14 protein-coding genes are annotated in these 17,796 nt (G+C 55.1%); 9 read left to right on the forward strand and 5 right to left on the reverse strand.

The genetic code is table 11. From position 1 onward, the window contains the following. Nucleotides 1-75 precede the first annotated feature (75 nt). Nucleotides 76-1,740: a gliding motility-associated C-terminal domain-containing protein gene (locus F5984_RS23070; protein ID WP_152126577.1), complete on the forward strand. Its 1,665-nt coding sequence runs from the start codon at nt 76-78 to the stop codon at nt 1,738-1,740. Between the two features lie 4 nt (nt 1,741-1,744). On the opposite strand, the gene upp is transcribed toward F5984_RS23070, so the two are convergent. Then, nucleotides 1,745-2,395: a uracil phosphoribosyltransferase gene (upp, locus tag F5984_RS23075; RefSeq protein ID WP_152126578.1), complete on the reverse strand. Its 651-nt coding sequence runs from the start codon at nt 2,393-2,395 to the stop codon at nt 1,745-1,747. A gap of 131 nt (nt 2,396-2,526) precedes the next feature. Here upp and F5984_RS23080 point away from each other — a divergent pair, with 131 nt between their 5' ends. The 5 genes from F5984_RS23080 (at nt 2,527) to F5984_RS23100 (ending at nt 10,076) form a co-directional block, all read left to right on the forward strand. Continuing rightward, nucleotides 2,527-4,287 carry a hypothetical protein gene (locus F5984_RS23080; protein WP_317163138.1) on the forward strand — a complete coding sequence of 587 codons (1,761 nt, stop codon included), beginning with the start codon at nt 2,527-2,529 and terminating at the stop codon, nt 4,285-4,287. Between the two features lie 35 nt (nt 4,288-4,322). Next, a complete protein-coding gene (gene lpcA, locus F5984_RS23085; RefSeq protein WP_152126580.1) occupies nt 4,323-4,925 on the forward strand; it encodes a D-sedoheptulose 7-phosphate isomerase in 603 nt (200 codons plus the stop codon). Between the two features lie 166 nt (nt 4,926-5,091). Then, nucleotides 5,092-5,757, forward strand: coding sequence for a 3-keto-disaccharide hydrolase (locus F5984_RS23090; protein ID WP_152126581.1), 666 nt, complete (start codon nt 5,092-5,094; stop codon nt 5,755-5,757). 127 nt (nt 5,758-5,884) lie between these two features. Then, the gene (locus F5984_RS23095; RefSeq protein WP_152126582.1) at nt 5,885-8,755 is read left to right on the forward strand and encodes a PVC-type heme-binding CxxCH protein; all 2,871 of its coding nucleotides are present in this window, start codon (nt 5,885-5,887) and stop codon (nt 8,753-8,755) included. A gap of 40 nt (nt 8,756-8,795) precedes the next feature. Continuing rightward, complete coding sequence (locus tag F5984_RS23100; RefSeq protein WP_152126583.1) at nt 8,796-10,076, forward strand: FG-GAP repeat domain-containing protein; 1,281 nt, start codon at nt 8,796-8,798, stop codon at nt 10,074-10,076. Nucleotides 10,077-10,111: 35 nt separating this feature from the next. On the opposite strand, the gene F5984_RS23105 is transcribed toward F5984_RS23100, so the two are convergent. Then, nucleotides 10,112-10,873, reverse strand: a complete 762-nt coding sequence (locus F5984_RS23105) for an HpcH/HpaI aldolase family protein (RefSeq protein ID WP_152126584.1) — start codon at nt 10,871-10,873, stop codon at nt 10,112-10,114. A gap of 142 nt (nt 10,874-11,015) precedes the next feature. On the opposite strand from F5984_RS23105, the gene F5984_RS23110 reads away from it, so the two are divergent. Continuing rightward, a complete protein-coding gene (locus F5984_RS23110; RefSeq protein ID WP_152126585.1) occupies nt 11,016-11,768 on the forward strand; it encodes a dioxygenase family protein in 753 nt (250 codons plus the stop codon). Between the two features lie 31 nt (nt 11,769-11,799). Continuing rightward, a complete protein-coding gene (locus tag F5984_RS23115) occupies nt 11,800-12,486 on the forward strand; it encodes a pirin family protein (protein ID WP_152126586.1) in 687 nt (228 codons plus the stop codon). A 58-nt stretch (nt 12,487-12,544) separates the two neighbouring features. Here F5984_RS23115 and htpG read toward each other — a convergent pair whose 3' ends face one another. From htpG to F5984_RS23130, 3 genes are all read right to left on the reverse strand, one after another. Then, nucleotides 12,545-14,428 carry a molecular chaperone HtpG gene (gene htpG, locus F5984_RS23120; RefSeq protein WP_152126587.1) on the reverse strand — a complete coding sequence of 628 codons (1,884 nt, stop codon included), beginning with the start codon at nt 14,426-14,428 and terminating at the stop codon, nt 12,545-12,547. Nucleotides 14,429-14,982: 554 nt separating this feature from the next. Beyond that, nucleotides 14,983-16,308 (reverse strand): protoporphyrinogen oxidase, encoded by a 1,326-nt coding sequence (hemG, locus tag F5984_RS23125; protein ID WP_152126588.1) that lies wholly within the window; start codon nt 16,306-16,308, stop codon nt 14,983-14,985. Between the two features lie 12 nt (nt 16,309-16,320). After that, nucleotides 16,321-16,752: a DUF4296 domain-containing protein gene (locus F5984_RS23130; protein ID WP_152126589.1), complete on the reverse strand. Its 432-nt coding sequence runs from the start codon at nt 16,750-16,752 to the stop codon at nt 16,321-16,323. 136 nt (nt 16,753-16,888) lie between these two features. On the opposite strand from F5984_RS23130, the gene F5984_RS23135 reads away from it, so the two are divergent. Then, nucleotides 16,889-17,746 carry a DUF58 domain-containing protein gene (locus F5984_RS23135; RefSeq protein WP_152126590.1) on the forward strand — a complete coding sequence of 286 codons (858 nt, stop codon included), beginning with the start codon at nt 16,889-16,891 and terminating at the stop codon, nt 17,744-17,746. Nucleotides 17,747-17,796: the final 50 nt, after the last annotated feature.

Genomic DNA, 17,796 nt, shown 5'->3' on the forward strand with positions numbered 1-17,796 from the left:
TGCTAAACGCTCGTATACATTAGGCAAGTTTTTGTAATTTTGAGATCAATCCGCCCATAAAAACGAGGAGAGCGCATGAAACACGGATTACGAACTATCTGCTTTTTGGGGTTTGCCTTATGCCTGAGTGTGTCGGCCCAGGCCTTCGAGCTGATTGGGGTGATTGGGGGCGATATGGCGCTACGGGCAACGGGTACGCCCGATGGGTACATCCTGACGGTGAACCTCTACGTAGACCGAAGTAAACCGAATGCCTCCAAAGTGGATGGGCTGTTTGCCTGCCACATTTACCGGCGAAGCGATGGTAAACAAATTGAATCCCGGAACATCTTCGACACCGGAAAGTATACGAATCTCTTTGAAGCCAATAACCCCTGTGCCAAGCAGGTTTCGCTGCTGATTACGAAGTGGACGTTTGAGCGGGATATTACCCTGTCGAAAGCGATTTACAATGATCCCGGCGGCTACTTTATCTATTTCGAGCGGTGCTGCCGCGAGACCAATCCGGCTAATATTCTGAACCCGAGCCAGACGGGGATGGCCTTGCGGCTCGACTTTTTCCCAACGGCGGCTCCGAACAGTACACCCGAGTTTACGGTGCCTGAGGCCAAATATGCCTGCAAAGAAAAAGCATTCACGCTCAGCTTTGCGGCCAAAGATGCCGATGGCGATCAACTGGAGTATTCACTCGTTGACCCGTTGGCGGGTTTTCTCAAGCCTTCACAGGTTGTCAATATCGCCGGTGATTTGACCGTAAGCAACGTACCAACGGTGCAATGGGCCCAAGGGTCGGGTACAAAAAACCCAATTCCGGGCGTGTTTCCGCTTCAGATCAATGGCAACGGCTTGCTCACGCTCACGCCCTCGCGGGTGGGCCTGTACCTGTTTGCCGTGATGGTGACCGAAAAACGCAACGGGACCATCATTAGCCAAACCCGGCGCGAGTACCAGATTCCGGTGGTCGACTGCGAGCTGAACAAGTCCGACAAACCCCTGATTACCACCAACGGCAGCAGTACTACCGCCCTCGAACGCTGCGACGCATCGCCGGTAACGCTGGCCACGTCGGCCACGGCAACGGGCTTTAACTACCAGTGGCAACTCAATGGAAAAGATATTGCCGGGGCCACCAGCTCGACGCTATCGGTGACGGACGAGGGGACGTACACCGTAAAAAAACAGTTTCCGTACGGCTGTGGCGATGAGTCGAGTTCAGACCCGCTGAAGGTGCTGCCCCCGGTGCCGCCCTCCGCCAAAATCCTGACGGAGCGTACCCAACTCCTGTTCGAGGGGGATCAAATTACCCTGCGGTCGGTTCCGCAACCGGCTACCTATCGGTTTGCCTGGACGTTCGGGGGGGCTACTTCGCCCGGTAGTAGTAGCCTGATTGCCGCGCGGGAGGGAACCTACAAACTACGCGTTACTACCTCCGACGGCCGCTGCCCGGCCGAAGACGAGATTGACATTGTGCGCGACATTAAACTGTTCATGCCCTCGGCCTTTACACCCAATGGCGACGGTACCAACGATACCTGGCAGGTAATAAACCTGACGAGCCTCGATGGGGCCGAGGTGTTTGTGTTCAACCGAAACGGGGGGCTTGTGTACTATGCCGACAAAGACGGCCGCCCCTGGGATGGCACCTATGAAAACCAGAAAGTGCCTGCCGGTGTGTACCGTTATCTGGTGAAGGCTCCGGGCCGCCAGCCGCAGGAAGGTGCCCTGCACGTGATTTACTAAATGGCTATACTTTCTCGCCAAAAGCCAGGTCGCCCGCGTCGCCGAGGCCGGGTACAATGTAGTAGTGGTCGTTGAGGTAAGCATCCACGGCACCCAGCCACAGGTGGCACTGCGGGAGCCGGTCCTGCATATAGCCGACGCCCTCGGGGCTGGCAATAACGGCCGCAATATGCGTTTGGGCCGGAATCCCGTACCGAAGTAGTGAATGATACACTTTTTCGAGAGAGCGCCCGGTAGCCAGCATCGGGTCGGCAATGATGAGCGTACGACCCGCCAAATCGGGCGATGAAATATAGTCGAGGGCTACTTCGAACTCGTTTACGTCGGTGCCCAGCACATGACCCCGGTACGCACCCGCGAAGGCGTTATCGGCCTGATCGAAGTAGTTCATAAATCCCTGATGGAACGGCAACCCGGCCCGCATGATGGTAGCAATCACGGGCTGACGTAGCAACAGAGGAGCATTGGCCGTGCCGAGGGGTGTCTGCACGTTTGTGTTCTGATACGCCAGCGTTTTGGAAATTTCGTAGGCCATCAATTCGCCAATTCGTTCGAGGTTGCGTCGGAACCGCATCCGATCCTTCTGAATAGTCACGTCGCGCAGTTCGGCGATGTATTGATTGGCTATGGAGTTGAAATCGGCGAAAACAAACATAAGAGGGCTTCCGTTTGGGTTTGCAAGTTTACGGTAAAAACAGGTACGTATTCCGCCCGGATTGACTTACTTTGCCCACAAAATGAACAGGAATGAGGGGTTGGCCCAGCATTTGTTGTACGATGCTTTTTATGAAACACGTTCTTTACGGATTACTGCTGGTTTTTTTATCAACGTTATTAGCGAAAGCGCAAAGTCCACATCTACCGTATAATGCCGATTATCACCACCTGATCGACCGGATGGAAATCCGGCAGGGTCGCTGGGCCGAGGGGTTTCATAGCTCCACCAAACCGTACACCCGGCAGGCCGTTGTGCAACTGACCGACAGCGTACTGGCCAATCTGGATTATCGGCTCTCCAGTGCCGACCGTTTCAATCTGGCTTACCTGCGCAACGATAGCTGGGAGTGGGTTATGCCCCGAACCGACTCAATTCCGTCGGATAACGCCATTATCCGCAATATGCAGTACGGCACTATGTCGCCCGGCGATAGCCGACGACCGTTTCTGAAGGTTTTCTACAAGAAAAAAGCCGACTTCTACAGCGTGCAGACGCCCGAGTTCGACCTGCACGTGAATCCGGTTATCAACCTGAGTTTTGATCTGGACAGCAGCGACCCTGAGCGCACCAGTACCTATGCCAATACACGCGGGGTGGAGGTGCGCGGCACTATCGGTAAAAAGTTGGGCTTTTACTCGTATTTCGCCGATAATCAGGTTTTTTACCCGAAGTACGTGCGCGAATACGCTCAGTTGTACGGCAAACCCGACCTGTCGGATGCCAACGGGTTTGCCCCCGGCGAAGGCTTCACCAAGCGGTTTCCGGCCGGTGGCGGAATCGGGGCCGACTTTATATCGGCACGGGGGAGTTTCAATTTCAATCTGCTCAAGATTATCAACGTACAGTTTGGGCACGACCGTAACTTTTTCGGCAACGGTTTCCGGTCCATGTTCCTGTCCGACAATGCCTCACCGTACCTGTTCCTGAAACTGACTACCCGCTTCGGCAAGCACATTCAGTACACCAACCTGTTTACGGAGCTACAGAATGTGGAACTGACCAGCAATGAGCAGCTGATTCCGAACAAGTACTCGACCATGCACCACCTGAGCGTGAATATTGGGAAGCATGTTAACGTCGGGATTTTTGAGTCCATTGTGTACAGCCGCGACCGGCTCGAAATTGGCTACATGAACCCCCTGATTCTGTACCGGTTTGTAGAGTCGTACCGGGGAAGTGCCGACAATAGCTTTGCCGGTCTCGACGCAAAAGCAAACTTCCTGAAGCATTTCATGGCCTACGGGCAGATCATGTTCGATGAGTTTCGGATCAACGACCTGCTGAACAACGGGGGCTCCTGGACAAACAAGTACGCCGTGCAGTTGGGTCTCAAATACATCGACGCATTTGGAGTGCCAAACCTGGATTTGCAGGGTGAGTACAACCTGGCTCGCCCGTACATGTACGCGCACTTAGGCGGTCAAACCAACTATACCCATTACAATCAGCCGTTGGCGCACCCGCTGGGCGGCAACTTTAAAGAGGCAATCGGCATTGCCCGCTATCAGTACAACAAGCTGTTTCTGACGGGTATTTTCCGGGTAGCCGAGTACGGTGCCGACCCGCCGGGCCGTAACTACGGCAGCAACATCACCAAAAATTACGAGACGCGTTTCCGCACAGACGGTAACTTTATCGGGCAGGGCCGCACCACCATCACGACCTTCGTGGATGCACGGGCGTCGTACATGCTGCGGCACAACTTCTTTATCGAAGGGCGCTATGCGTACCGGCTTCAGTCGAGTCAGTTCCGGCCTCTGGAGTACACCAATCAGTTTGCGTCGATTGGTATTCGCTGGAATTACGCATACCGGAATTTACTGTTTTAAACGTGTCGGGGCCCTGGCCCGACGATTCTGAAAATATGCTTGATTTAATCAAACAGGAACTGGCCGAAGCACAGGCTGTGCTGGAGTCGTTTATGAATAACCCGCTGCACCTGCAGCAGATTGAGCAGGCGGCCCGGCTCATGGCCGATGCGCTGAACGATGGCCGGAAAATTATCTCGTGCGGCAACGGCGGTTCTCACTGCGACGCCATGCACTTTGCCGAAGAGCTGTCGGGTCGTTACCGCGAAAACCGCCCCTCAATGGCCGCTATTGCTATTTCTGACTCAAGCCACATCACCTGTGTAGGCAATGACTATGGCTACGATTTTGTGTTCTCGCGCTTTATTGAGGGCCTCGGTCAGGCGGGCGATGTGCTGATGGGTATCAGTACGAGTGGCAACTCGGGCAACGTGATTCAGGCGGTCGAAGCGGCCCGTGCCAAAGGGATGCGCGTGGTGCTGCTCACGGGCAAAGACGGTGGCAAATTGGCGGGGCAGGCCGATGTTGAAATCCGGGTACCCCACTTCGGCTATGCCGACCGGATTCAGGAAATCCACATTAAAGTGATTCACCTGTTTATCCTGCTCATTGAAAAGATGGTGGCCGGCAGTTCGGTGGCCGGCAGCCCGGTGGCCTGAGCTAAATTTACTGGCTGAATATGATCAACCCATTGCCGTTCCGAAGCCGGGGCGGCAATGGGTTTTTTATGGGCATACCGGTGGCGCTGAGGTGAGTAACCGGAGTAGGTGGGGGCTCTTTACTCACTACTAATCACCTTAACCGGGCCGATTGTGCCCTTCCTGTATGAACTGGAATCAACCGTTGGCCCGCTTGCTGCCGGGGCAACTTTTGTTGTTAGGGCTTTGGCTCTGCACATCGGTTTTGCGCGCCCAATCGCCCGAAAAAACGGTGTCGCTTTTTGATGGAAAAACCCTGAAGGGCTGGCAACCGGTCCATCCGGCCCATGCGAAGCTCTGGTTTGTGGCCGATAGTGCCATCCGGAGTGGCGACGGTCAGAAAAAGATCCCCGAAAATACCTACCTGCGTACCGAGAAAGAATACGGTGATTTTGAGTTTCGCTGCCTGTTCCGGCTCACTGGCGACCCGGCTACGGGCATGATTAACAGTGGTATTCAGTACCGGTCGGTGCTTAAAGACGGGCAGATTATTGGGTATCAGGCCGATATTGGCGACGGTTACTGGGGTGATATTTACGATGAGCACCGGCGAGGGAAGCTGGCCGGGGGCGATTTGCGTACGCTCCGGCACGTGCTGAACAAGCAGGGCTGGAATAGCTATATTGTCCGCTGTCGGGGCAACCGGCATGAGCTGTACATCAACGGGGTAAAAACCTGCGACTACACCGAAACCGACCCAACGATACCGGCCCGTGGCGTTATTGCCGTGCAGATCCATAGCGGAGGTATCGCTCAGGTTGAGTTTCGCGACCTGACCATCACCGAGTTGTAAACGCCCGGTGGCCCAATCCGTCAGTTTAGCGTATAGCTATGGGCGGAGTCCGTATATTCCGGGCATAGGCACCTTTTACTTCCAGCTCCTAATTCACGTTTGTTCCTGAACGATTACCCCCTTAACCATGAACCGTTTTTGTGTACGCATCTCTCTGCTCTGGGCGGGGTTGCTGCTGGTATCGCCCGATGGGGCACTGGCACAAACCGCCAAAGCCCGGCCTACTGCCGACACCGCCAAAATTGACCGAGACTACGCCCTCGAAGCCACTATGCTGGGCTATTTTGCCAAAGATGGCTCGCGCAACCCGACCCTGAAGGCCAACAAAGGCGACCGGGTGCGCATTACAATCACCAACGGGGAGTTGATGACGCACGACATTGCCCTCGAGAAGCTCGGTCTCAAGAGTAAAACCTTGCAGGAGAAAGGCAGCCAAACGAGTATCACGTTCCGGGCCGACCAAAGCGATACTTACTATTGCACCGTGCCGGGACACCGTACTGCCGGCATGGTAGGGGCGTTTGAAGTAGTTGAGGGAGCTATCAACACGGCCACTGTTGCCGGTCAGGTGCCCACCCGCAACGGTCAACCGCTCAACCTTGGTTTTGAATCGGGGTCGCTCGGTGACTGGACCGCTACGGGTGATGCCTTCGCAAACCCACTTGTCGATGCTGACCCCTCACCCGTGCACGAGAAAGACATGGCCATCAATTTTGCCGGGAAGTACTTTTTGAGCAGTGGCGGCACGGCCAATTACAAACGTACCGGAACCCTCACATCGGTGCCCTTTCTGGTGACACAGCCGTTTGCCGCATTTCGGGTATCGGGCGGGGCCTTGCAGGATACCCGCGTCGAGCTGGTAGAAGCCGCTACGAACAAGGTTATTTTTCACAGTACGGGGCAGGGGCGGGCCACCTTGCAGCCGGTTGTGGTGGCGTTACAATCCTATCTGAACAAGGAAATCTTTATCCGAATCATCGACAATGAGACGGGCATTTCGCAAATTCCCTACATTCCGAACGACAAGTGGGCGCACATCAACTTCGATGAGTTTCTGTTTTACCCGACCCGGCCTTCGTTTCCGAATGAGTTGAAACCGCAGGACATCATTATTCTGCCCCCGCTCGACCCCGTTCTCAACGCGGGCCTGTCGGGCGTAGAAGCAGCCAAAGCCATGACCCTGCCCAAGGGCTTCAAGGTGACGCTGGCGGCTGCCGAGCCCGATGTGGTGCGGCCCATCTGCTTCACCGTCGACTGGCGGGGTCGTTTGTGGGTGGTAGAGGGGCACACCTACCCGGTGCCTGCTCCCGAAGGACAGGGCCGCGACCGCATCCTGATTTTAGAAGATACCAACGGTGATGGTACCCTCGATAGCCGCAAGGTGTTTATGGAAGGGCTCAACCTTGTAAGTGGTATTGAGGTAGGTATGGGGGGCGTGTGGCTGGGGGCGGCTCCGTACCTGTTATTTATCCCGGCCGATTTCAAAGCCGACAAACCGGCTGGCCCACCGCAGAAACTCCTTGATGGCTGGGGCACGCAGGATACCCACGAAACCCTCAACAGTCTGCGCTGGGGGCCCGACGGCTGGCTCTACGGCAATCATGGCGTGTTTACGCATTCTAAGGTTGGTAAGCCCGGAACGCCCGATTCGGAGCGGACCAAGTTGAATGCGGGTGTTTGGCGGTTTCACCCCAAAACAGGTCAGTTTGAGCTGTTTGCCGAGGGAACAAGCAACCCCTGGGGTATTGATTTCAACGATTACGGCCATGCTTTTATCACGGCCTGCGTGATTCCGCACATGTACCACATGATTCAGGGTGGGCGGTATGTGCGGCAGGCGGGTAAGCATTTCAACCCGTACACCTACGACGATATTAAAACCCATGCCGACCATGTGCACTGGGTAGGGGAGCGGGGGCCACACGCGGGCAATTTCCGCTCGGCCTCGGCCGGGGGCGGTCATGCCCACGCGGGGGCCATGATTTACCTCGGCGGCAGTTGGCCACAGGAGTACCGCAATGATATTTTCATGAACAACATCAACGGTGCCCGGCTCAACCGCGACCACCCCACTCGTGCGGGCTCGGGCTACATGGTGAATCACCGGCCCGATTTTCTGGCCATGAACGACTCCTGGTCGCAATGGCTCAATATGAAATACGACGCGAGCGGGTCGGTGTGGGCGATTGACTGGTACGATAAAAATCAGTGCCACAGCTCGAACCCCGACGTGCACGACAAAACGATGGGGCGGATTTTCAAAATCACCCACGAAAACGATAAGTGGGTGCAGCTCGACCTGGCGAAAGCCTCCGATGCCGAGCTGGTGCGGTATCAGTTGCACGCCAACGAGTGGTACGTTCGGCAGGCCCGCACGCTGTTGCAGGAGCGCGGCCCCAACAAGAAAGTACACAAGGCGCTCAAAGAGATGCTGAAAACGAACCCCGACCCTACGCGCAAGCTCCGGGCTCTTTGGGCGTTGCACGTGACGGGTGGCCTTACCGAAACCGAACTGACGCAGTTGCTCGACCACGAAAACGAATACGTCCGTAGTTGGGCCGTTCAATTGCTGGCTGAAGACAAGACCGTGTCGCCCGAAACCCTCAAACGAATGGTCCAACTGGCACAGCAGGACAACTCATCACTGGTGCGGCTTTACCTCACGTCGGCCATGCTCCGGCTCGACCCGACGCAACGGTGGGAGGTGCTCGAAGCCCTCGTTCAGAAAGAGGCCGACAAAGATGACCACAACCTGCCGCTGATGCTCTGGTACGCGTCGGAACCGCTTGCGGAGGTAGATATGAAGCGGGCCCTGGCCCTGGCGCAGAAGTCGAAAATGCCGAAGCATCTGCCGTACACGGTGCAGCGAATTGCGGCTATCGGCACCGACGACGCTAAAAAGCTCCTCAAAGAACTAAACGACCGGGTGGGGCAAATGGGGCATTCGCACGAGGCACACGCGTTACAAACCCTGATTGCCAAGGTGCTGAATGAGTAGCCCGGAAGTAAAAGCCTAACCTTTTTTCGCTCGAATACGCATGAACCGAAACTATATATGCCACTGGGTGCCCGCGCTGTTGTTGCTGACTGCCCCGCTCACCCACGCGCAGGAGCCATCGAAAACGCTGTTTGATGTTCGGAAACAGCAGTCGGCCAATACCCCCGACCGGGCACCGGCCAAGGTGGTAGTACCCGCCGGAAACTTCAAAAAAACCAAACTGACTGGCGATTTTCTGTCGGAAGGGGTAGCCGTGGCCGACCTGAACAAAGACGGTCGGCTCGATATTGTGGCGGGTTATTACTGGTTTGAAGCTCCCAACTGGACCCGCCACGAAATGGCCCCCTCGCGCACCTTCGACCCGCGCAAAGAGTACAGCAATTCGTTTCTGAATCTGGGCATGGATGTGAATCAGGACGGTTGGGACGATGTGGTGATTGTTGACTTTCCGGGCAAACCGGGTTTCTGGTTCGAGAATCCCAAACAGAAGTCGACCGGTACGCCCGTAGCCTGGACGAAGCACATCCTGGCCGACTCGGTTGGGATTGCCAATGAGTCGCCCAATTTTGTGGATATCGACGGCGACGGGCGGCTCGATATTTTGTGCGGAGACCGGGCCAAAAAGCAGATTGTGTGGCTCAAATCGCCCTCAAAGCCGGGCGAAACCGCCTGGAAACGCTTTGCCCTGACGGCCGAAAATGTGCCCGGTACTGAGCCGTTTTCGCACGGAATTGGCTACGGCGATATTGACAACGACGGTTTGAACGATGTGGTCGTGCGCGAAGGTTGGTTCAAAGGTACGGCCGACAAACAGGCGGGCAACTGGGTATTTCGGCCCGCTAACCTCGGCGAACCCTGCTCGCACATGCAGGTGCTCGACGTGAACGGCGACGGGCGCAACGACGTGGTGAGCGCGTCGGCCCATGCGTTGGGGGTTTGGTGGCACGAGCAGGTAGTGGATGAGGGGGGCAAAATCAATTTCCGGGCGCACCTCATGAGCAACACCACCGCCCAAACACACTCGTCGATTATGGCCGACCTGAACGGTGATGGCCGGGCCGATTACATTACGGGTAAGCGGTTTCTGGCGCACCACGGCCGCGACCCCGGCGATAGCGACGCGGCTATTCTGATGTGGTTTGAGTTTACCCCCGGCAAAGCCCCCTACTTCAAAGAACACATTATTGACAACGACTCGGGCTCGGGCCTGAATGTGGTGGCACAGGATATAAACGGCGACGGAAAACCTGACATCGTGGTAGCCAACAAAAACGGGGTTTACCTCCTTGAAAATAGGATAAAGAACAAGGGCAAACGATAAACCCAAAACGGAGAACTAAAAACCGTAAACTCACTTCACCCGTGGCTGGCCCGAAAGGTATCCACAAGCACCTGCCCACTTTTCCACAAAAACGAGGCATCGGTCCCAACGGCTACGAACTGCGTACCACTTTCAAGCTCGGTTTTGACCGATTCGGGCTGTAGTGTGAAAATTCCTGCCGGGATGCCGTGTTGTCGGCATCCTTTTTTTATGGTCTGAATGGCATTCTGAACATCCGAGTGCCCCACTTCGCCCAGGCGGTTAAGACTCCCCGATAAGTCGTAGGGGCCAATGAAAACGCCATCAATTCCTTCGACCGCCAGAATAGCGTCGAGGTTTTCGACGGCCCGGATGTGCTCAATCTGGATAATGACCGCCGTGTGGGCGTTGGCTTCGCGTACGTACTCGGCAAAGCGACTTCCGTAGCCATGCGCCCGCCCGATACCCACACTACGGGTGCCCACGGGTGGGTATTTTGCCCCGGCAACGGCCTGCCGGGCCTCGTCGGCGGTGTTGACCGAGGGGATAATCAGACCGTCGGCTCCTACGTCGAGTGCCTGTTTGAGGCAGACCGGATTGTTTTCGGCAACGCGTACTAGACCGTGGCAATCGCCCCGGATGGCCTGTAGCTGACGTTGTACATCGAGCGGGCTCAGGGTGCTGTGTTCCATGTCGATAAACAGCCAATCGAACCCAACCGACGACAGAATTTCGGCGATCTCAGGGGTTGGTAACGAAACAAGCGTACCGAGCAGGGGCTTACCGCTCTGGAGCTTTTGAACAAACGATGGTTTCATACAATTGAAAGTAGTCAGGATTTGCGGGTTCGTCGGCACATTTGGCTTTTTTACGCATGGTCCGGGCTGTTTGTGCAACGAATAAGGTGGTTGATACCGTAAAGGTGGTAAAGCGTTTAACCCCTTAAAATACCCCGTTCGTATGGAACGTAAAGAGTTTTTGACGCGCGGCTTTGGTAGTCTGTTGAGTCTGAGCGCCATTATGCCTCTGATGGCAGCCTGTAGCGGTACCGAAGTCGACCCGGCGGCCACGTCGACATCGGGCAGCAGCACGGCAAGCGGTTCCACCAACGGTAGTTCGTCATCTGATTGTACCGTAACGTCCACTGAAACAGAAGGTCCGTTCCCGACGAAAGTACCGGCCAATTTTGTACGGAAAGACATTCGGGATGGCCGTACGGGTATCCCCATGACGATGAATATCACCATCAAAAATGCCAATGCGAGCTGTGCAGCTCTGGCCGGGGCGCTGGTTGATGTGTGGCATTGCGATAAAGATGGCTACTATTCGGAGTACGGCGGTACGGGGATGCAGAGTGCCAATTTCACAACGGTCGATTTTTTGCGGGGGCGGCAGGTGACCGACGCCAACGGGGCCGTAGGGTTCACCACTATTTTTCCCGGCTGGTATCCGGGTCGGGCTCCGCATATTCACGTACACATTTATAACTCGGCGGGAAAATCGCTGCTGGTGACTCAGATAGCGTTCCCGTATGCTTCTGCCAATACGGTCTACACAACGGGGCAGTCGTATGGCTACACGAAAGGTGCGCAGGATACCCTCAATGAACGCGACAATGTATTTAGCGATGGGTTCACTACCGAACTGGCTACTGTGTCGGGGAGCGTATCGGGTGGCTACACTTTGACGCATACAATTGTGGTGAAAGCCTGATAGAGAAACCCGCCCGATGGGGCGGCTATGCATGGATACCCAAACCGACGTACAGATTTTTCTGGCTACCGAACGGGGCCGTTCCGAATCCGAAGGGTTTCGGAGTTACCATACCTTCAAATTCGGGGCTTACCGACAGGAGGGCCGTCAGCCGTTTGGGGCCTTGCAATTGCTCAACGACGATGTGCTACGGCCGGGGGCGAGCCTGTCGCTCCGGGTTGAGCAGCCTACCGAGGTGTTGCTGTTGCCGCTCGTTGGCGGGCTGGAGTATGGTTGCGGAGCTGTATCTGATTTTCTGGAACCGGGTGGGGCCGCGTGGCTCTCGTTGGCGGCCGATGAATCGTACACGGTTACGAATCCCTACGAAACCGAATACATCAACGTACTGCACTGCTGGCGCCTGGTTAACGAGGCCCAGGGAACGCCCAAAATTCGCCCCTTCGCGATTGATGTAAGCCACCGAAACAAGCTGCTGCCTTTGGGTAGCCCGGCAACTCAGGCCTGTTGGATCGGGCAGTTCGACGGGCGTGCCGAGGGGCGGTATTCCCTGACCGATGCGCAGGCTAATGTATTCGTTTTGGTGTTGCAGGGCGCTTTTGAAGTAGCTAACCGTCTGCTCGAAGCTAAAGACGGCCTGGCTCTTCGAGGGGTTCAAGATGCCCAAATCGAGTTCGAAGCTCTTTCGGAGGAAGCCATTTTGCTACTTCTTGAATGCTAAAGCAAAAAAGGCGGCTGGTTTCGGAAACCAGCCGCCTTTTGGTAAAGGGCTCTTTTGTTTACAACTGCGCTACTGACCGGCGTACAAAAGCCGTGAGGTCGGCGCCGGTGAGCATATTTTGCGACAACAGCGCCAGGTCGTACACCTGTTTCACTAAGGTTTTCTGGGCCTCAGCGTCGGTTGTGCTCAGAATTTTGCTCGTGAGCGGGTGGTTGGCATTTACGGCCACGTTGTACGATACGGGCAGTGAGCCGTAGAACGACTGCTCACCCGACAGCGCCGACATATCTTTCATCCGGCGGATAAACTCAGGCATCGTAATCGTTACCGGAAGCTCATCGGCAGGCATCGACTCTATACTGATTGCCAGTGATTTGTTGTCTAATGTCTGCTCAAACAGGTCTTTCAGCTTCGTCCGGTCCTCTTCCGACAGTACGCTTTCGGTATTGAGTCCCTTGTCGATCAGTTTATCGAGCGTATCGGCATCTACGCGCTTAAACGACGTTTTCTCCAGCTTGTATTCGAGTGCATTGATGAAGTGCGCGTCAATTTGCGTGTCCATCAGCAGTACATCGTAGCCGCGCCGGTGTGCCGACTCAATGTAGCCGTGCTGTTGCTGGGCGTTGGTTGCGTACAGCATTACCACCGTTTCGCTCTTGTCGGTTTGGTTGGCCTGTACGTGCTCGCGGTATTCGTTGAGCGTAAAGTAGCGCGAGGGGGTGCCATTCGCTTCGGTATTTTTGAGCAGAACAAAGTCCTTGGCTTTCTCGTAAAACTTGTCGTCGCTCAGGATACCGTACTTTACAAACAGACCAATGTCGTCGAATTTGGCTTCGTAGGCAGCCCGGTCAGCTTTGAAAAGGTCGTTCAGCTTATCGGCTACCTTGCGGGTGATGTAGCTGTTGATCTTCTTCACGTTCGAGTCGGTCTGCAGGAACGAGCGCGACACGTTGAGCGGAATATCGGGCGAGTCGATAACCCCGTGCAGCAGCATCAGGAAGTCGGGCACCACGTCTTTTACCTCGTCGGTGATAAATACCTGACGGCTGTACAGCTGAATTTTTTCGCGCTTGAACTGAAAACCATCTTTCAGTTTGGGGAAATACAAAACGCCCGTCAGGTTGAACGGATAGTCGACGTTGAGGTGAATCCAGAACAGGGGCTCCTCCGACATGGGGTACAACTCCCGGTAGAAATTCTTGTAATCGTCGTCGGTGAGGTCCGAGGGTGCTTTGGTCCAGATTGGCGTGGTATTATTCACCACTTTGCCGTCAAACTCAATCGGGATGGGCAGAAACTTGCCGTATTTTTCGAGAATACCCCGCAACCGGTACTCATCCAGAAACTCTTCTGAATCTTCGGCAATGTGCAGAACCACGTCGGTACCGCGTTCGGTGCCGCCTGACACCCGGCTTTCGGCGGGGCCAATCTCAAACTCGGTCGAGCCGTCGCACACCCAGCGGCTGATGGGCTCTTCGTCGCGGTATGATTTCGAAATAATTTCGACCTCTTTAGCCACCATGAAGGCCGAGTAAAATCCTAAACCGAAATGGCCGATAATGGCTTTCTCGTCGACCTGCCCGCTTTTATCCTTGTATTTTTCGATAAACTCGGTGGCTCCCGAAAACGCGATCTGATTGATGTATTTCTGAATCTCGTCGGCGCTCATCCCGATGCCCCGATCGCTGATCGTGATCGTTTTGGCTTCTTTGTCGAACGCCACGGTTACCTTCAGGTCGTCGCCCAGTTCGCCATTGTATTCGCCGTACGAAGCCAGTTTTTTGAGTTTCTGCGTCGCGTCCACCGCGTTGGAAACCAGTTCGCGCAGGAAGATTTCGTGGTCTGAGTAAAGAAACTTCTTAATAATCGGGAAGATATTCTCGGTATGGATCGAGATCTGCCCGCGTTTGGTCCCTTCTTTTTCGTTCTGTACCGCTTCCATAAAGGATGAGTATTTAGGTAACTGTTTGGAGAATACGTGTGATGTCGGTTTATCCCCAAAAGTTGTTCCAGAGCGGTTCAATCTGACAGATTGTCACGGTGAATAAAGAGCGTGGGCCGCGTTCGGCAAAGAGTGCTGTCAGGCCAATTTGCCGAGGTGTAAGACAAGTTTGTGCCTACCAGCCATCCGCTGCCGGTTTAGCGTTTTCAACCACCCCCCGGCCCCCTCCTAAAAACAGGAGGGGGAGCCAATAAAGGCACCTTTTCTGCTCCCCCTCCTTAGTTCAAGGAGGGGGCGGGGGGTGGTTAAAAGGACGGTTGGCAAACTTGTCTTACACCTTATTTGCCGGATCAATTTTGACCTGATAGTACCCCCCGGTCGCCCAAAAACGATACGGAAAAACCGGAGTGTTAGTTGCTATATATATTGAGTGATAAGGTTGTTATTGAATAGAAGTATAGTCTGAAAGACCCTGGCGGTGGTGTTTTAGGTAACAACCCTGTTCTCCAATACAACCAACAAGAACCCAAAACGATACACTAAAAACCGGAACATCAGTCGCCCAAAACCGGCACGCCAAATTGCTCGGCTAATGCCTGACTTTTCCGAATACAGTCGGGCAAGGAGATGCCGCCGTACCAGTTAGCACTCACATACAGGTTGTCTGTTTCGAGAGCGGCAATGAGCGGTTTGGCAGCCGCCAGACTGGCGTCGTACTGCGGAATGGCGTGTTCCCAACGCACCAGCTTACGCCATACCGGTGCCTGCGCCCGAATGTTCAGACTTTCGGACAGTTCGCGGTGCACCTGCTCAAAAATCTCAGACTCAGGCTTGCGGGCATTGTCAGGGGCTTGCTTTCCACCCACAAACGTAGTCAGCATCACTTCGTCGTCGGGGCAGCGCCACCCAAAAATCGAGCTACTCCAGATATGTCCCGCGCAAAACCGACCTTCTTTGGCGGGGTTGAGCCCCCCAAAGCCATCAAGCGGGTGGCCCACATCAGCGCGTTTGTAGGCCGAATGCACGGCCGTCATGGGCGGGTATTCAATCTGGCGCAGAGCCGCCGACAAGTCTGGTTGAATAGCGGCCAGCAGGTGAGCTGCCGGGCCGGTGGGTGTCGACAGAACCAGCTTGTCGAACGAGTACGTACCCGAAGTGGCCGTAACCTGCCAACGCCCGTCGGGGAGGGGTTGTAGCTGGCTTACGGCATCGTTCAAGGCCAGGTGGCTCAGTTTGGTAGCCAGTGTGTAGGGCAGGGTCTGCATCCCGTCGTGAAAACTGAACGACTGCCGCCGTTCGCCCGAGCGGTTTTTGATGAAGCCCCGGAGTACCGAGCCGTATTCCCGTTCGTACTGAAGCAATACCGGAAAGGTTTCGGATACGAGTAGCCGCTCAGGGTCACCGGCGTAGATACCCGCTACAAACGGAGCCAGTGCGTAGTCGACAATCTCGCTCGAAAACCGACGGCGGAAAAACTGCCCCAGCGTTTCGCCCGGCGGAGACGTTGTTTTGTTGTTCCGCTCGTTGAAAATGGCCCATTTCGTTTTCCAGCTGAAATACGAACCCAGCAGAAGCGCGGGCGGGCCCGAAGGAAGTTCGCGGTATTGGCCGTTACGGAATATATACCGGGCTTTGCTCACGGGCTTGGCCATCTCGATTTGCCCGGTCAGGCCCAGCTCGTCGAGCCAGTTGAGCAGTTCGGAGCCGCCCAACAGGGAGTTCGGGCCAATTTCGCGTAGGTAGGCACCCTCGCGCTCCGATTGGATATAGCCGCCAACCCGGTCGGTGGCTTCGAAAAGCCGGTACGGAATTCCCCGCTTTTGGAGTTCGTATGCTAACGTCAGGCCCGAAATGCCCGCTCCGATAATGCCTACATGCATGGCTTGGTGGTTTTACTGGGGTCGCTGAAGGGTGCCCGAGCCAACGGTGGCGCGGGTGGCTGTAGCGGTGCTGGGTGCGGTAGCCGATGCCGAAGAGACGTTGCTCAGTTTTTGCAGCTCTTTTGTTACATTGGCGTAAATAGCCTCCAGCTTGTCGGGGTGTGCCGAGTAATAGATATAACTCTTGCGGTACGCCGACGTATCGACCCCATATTTTTTGAGAATACCCGTTTGAAGTCGCTTGAAAATAATGGTCGACGAATCGGTCGACCGGAGGGTGTACCGACCCACCTGCGCTTCGGCCAGGTGAACCTGCGTCAGAATCTGGGCCATTTTGTCGGCTTCGACCAGCTTGTCGGGTTTTTCAACGCCGTCGGTGTCCGAACAGCCAGTGACCAACAGTAAAAGAGCCAGGAAGACCCCGGCGATACGGTGCGTACTCATTTTCGATTAACTTTCGGGTGCGAAACTACAATTCGGATGCGTACCAAATACTGAGTATTATCAGTTACTAACATACATTAACATCAATAGGTGCGCCCTGGGATATCCATAACCACCCATTGTCTGCAACGAACGCATGGATGAATTTCTTACCCGGCTCCGACACATCGAAATCCGTATCCGTAAAGCGGTGAATAGCCAGATGCGGGGTAGCTTTCGGTCGGTATTCAAGGGGTCGGGGCTTGAGTTTGCCGACCTGCGAACCTACCAGTACGGCGACGACGTGCGGGCTATCGACTGGAACGTGTCGTCGAAAGGGCACGGTACGTTTGTGAAGGTCTTCCGGGAAGAAAAAGATCAGACCGTTTTCTTCGTGGTCGATGTGAGTGCCTCGCAACGGGTAGGCTCGCAGGAACGCACCAAACTCGACGTGACCAAAGAGGTGTGCGGGGTGCTGGCGATGTCGGCTATTCGGGAGGCCAGCCACGTGGGTCTGTACTGCTTTTCGGACCAGAAAGAACTGTATAGTAAGCCTGCCAATAGTATGAAAAGTGGCTACCAGCTTATTATGAGCCTGTTTAAGCTCCAGCCACAGTCGATTCGCACACGCCTGTCCGACGCTCTGTTGTTTACCCTCAATGTGCTCAAACGGCGGAGCGTGGTTATTCTGCTGTCTGATTTTATCGACACCCAGTACGAGCAGAGTCTGAAAGCGCTGGCGCGCAAGCACGATCTGGTCGTGATTCATTTTTACGATCAGCGCGAAGTCAACCTGCCACCTTTGGGCATTATTCCGGTGTACGATGCCGAAACGGGCCGTACTAACTGGGTGAATACCTCGTCGCGGGCGTTTCGGGCGGGGCTTCAGAATACGTTTAACGATAACCGCGCCCGGCTTGAGCGTTTGTGCAAACAGTACAAGGCTAATTACCTCGCCCTCGACACCCACGATGATTACGTACCCAAACTGGTGGACCTGTTCAGGGTGCGCTGAGGGGTTAAATAACTACAGCGGGAAAAGCTTTTCCCGCTGTAGTTTAACGT

Origin of the sequence: Rudanella paleaurantiibacter (genome assembly GCF_009184635.1) — a bacterium.
Lineage (GTDB): Bacteria > Bacteroidota > Bacteroidia > Cytophagales > Spirosomataceae > Rudanella > Rudanella paleaurantiibacter.

Excerpts from the sequence above, each read along its gene's own strand:
- F5984_RS23070 (WP_152126577.1), top strand. The coding sequence starts at position 76 with ATGAAACACGGATTACGAACTATCTGCTTTTTGGGGTTTGCCTTATGC.
- upp (WP_152126578.1), bottom strand. The coding sequence starts at position 2,395 with ATGTTTGTTTTCGCCGATTTCAACTCCATAGCCAATCAATACATCGCC.
- F5984_RS23080 (WP_317163138.1), top strand. The coding sequence starts at position 2,527 with ATGAAACACGTTCTTTACGGATTACTGCTGGTTTTTTTATCAACGTTA.
- lpcA (WP_152126580.1), top strand. The coding sequence starts at position 4,323 with ATGCTTGATTTAATCAAACAGGAACTGGCCGAAGCACAGGCTGTGCTG.
- F5984_RS23090 (WP_152126581.1), top strand. The coding sequence starts at position 5,092 with ATGAACTGGAATCAACCGTTGGCCCGCTTGCTGCCGGGGCAACTTTTG.
- F5984_RS23095 (WP_152126582.1), top strand. The coding sequence starts at position 5,885 with ATGAACCGTTTTTGTGTACGCATCTCTCTGCTCTGGGCGGGGTTGCTG.
- F5984_RS23100 (WP_152126583.1), top strand. The coding sequence starts at position 8,796 with ATGAACCGAAACTATATATGCCACTGGGTGCCCGCGCTGTTGTTGCTG.
- F5984_RS23105 (WP_152126584.1), bottom strand. The coding sequence starts at position 10,873 with ATGAAACCATCGTTTGTTCAAAAGCTCCAGAGCGGTAAGCCCCTGCTC.
- F5984_RS23110 (WP_152126585.1), top strand. The coding sequence starts at position 11,016 with ATGGAACGTAAAGAGTTTTTGACGCGCGGCTTTGGTAGTCTGTTGAGT.
- F5984_RS23115 (WP_152126586.1), top strand. The coding sequence starts at position 11,800 with ATGGATACCCAAACCGACGTACAGATTTTTCTGGCTACCGAACGGGGC.
- htpG (WP_152126587.1), bottom strand. The coding sequence starts at position 14,428 with ATGGAAGCGGTACAGAACGAAAAAGAAGGGACCAAACGCGGGCAGATC.
- hemG (WP_152126588.1), bottom strand. The coding sequence starts at position 16,308 with ATGCATGTAGGCATTATCGGAGCGGGCATTTCGGGCCTGACGTTAGCA.
- F5984_RS23130 (WP_152126589.1), bottom strand. The coding sequence starts at position 16,752 with ATGAGTACGCACCGTATCGCCGGGGTCTTCCTGGCTCTTTTACTGTTG.
- F5984_RS23135 (WP_152126590.1), top strand. The coding sequence starts at position 16,889 with ATGGATGAATTTCTTACCCGGCTCCGACACATCGAAATCCGTATCCGT.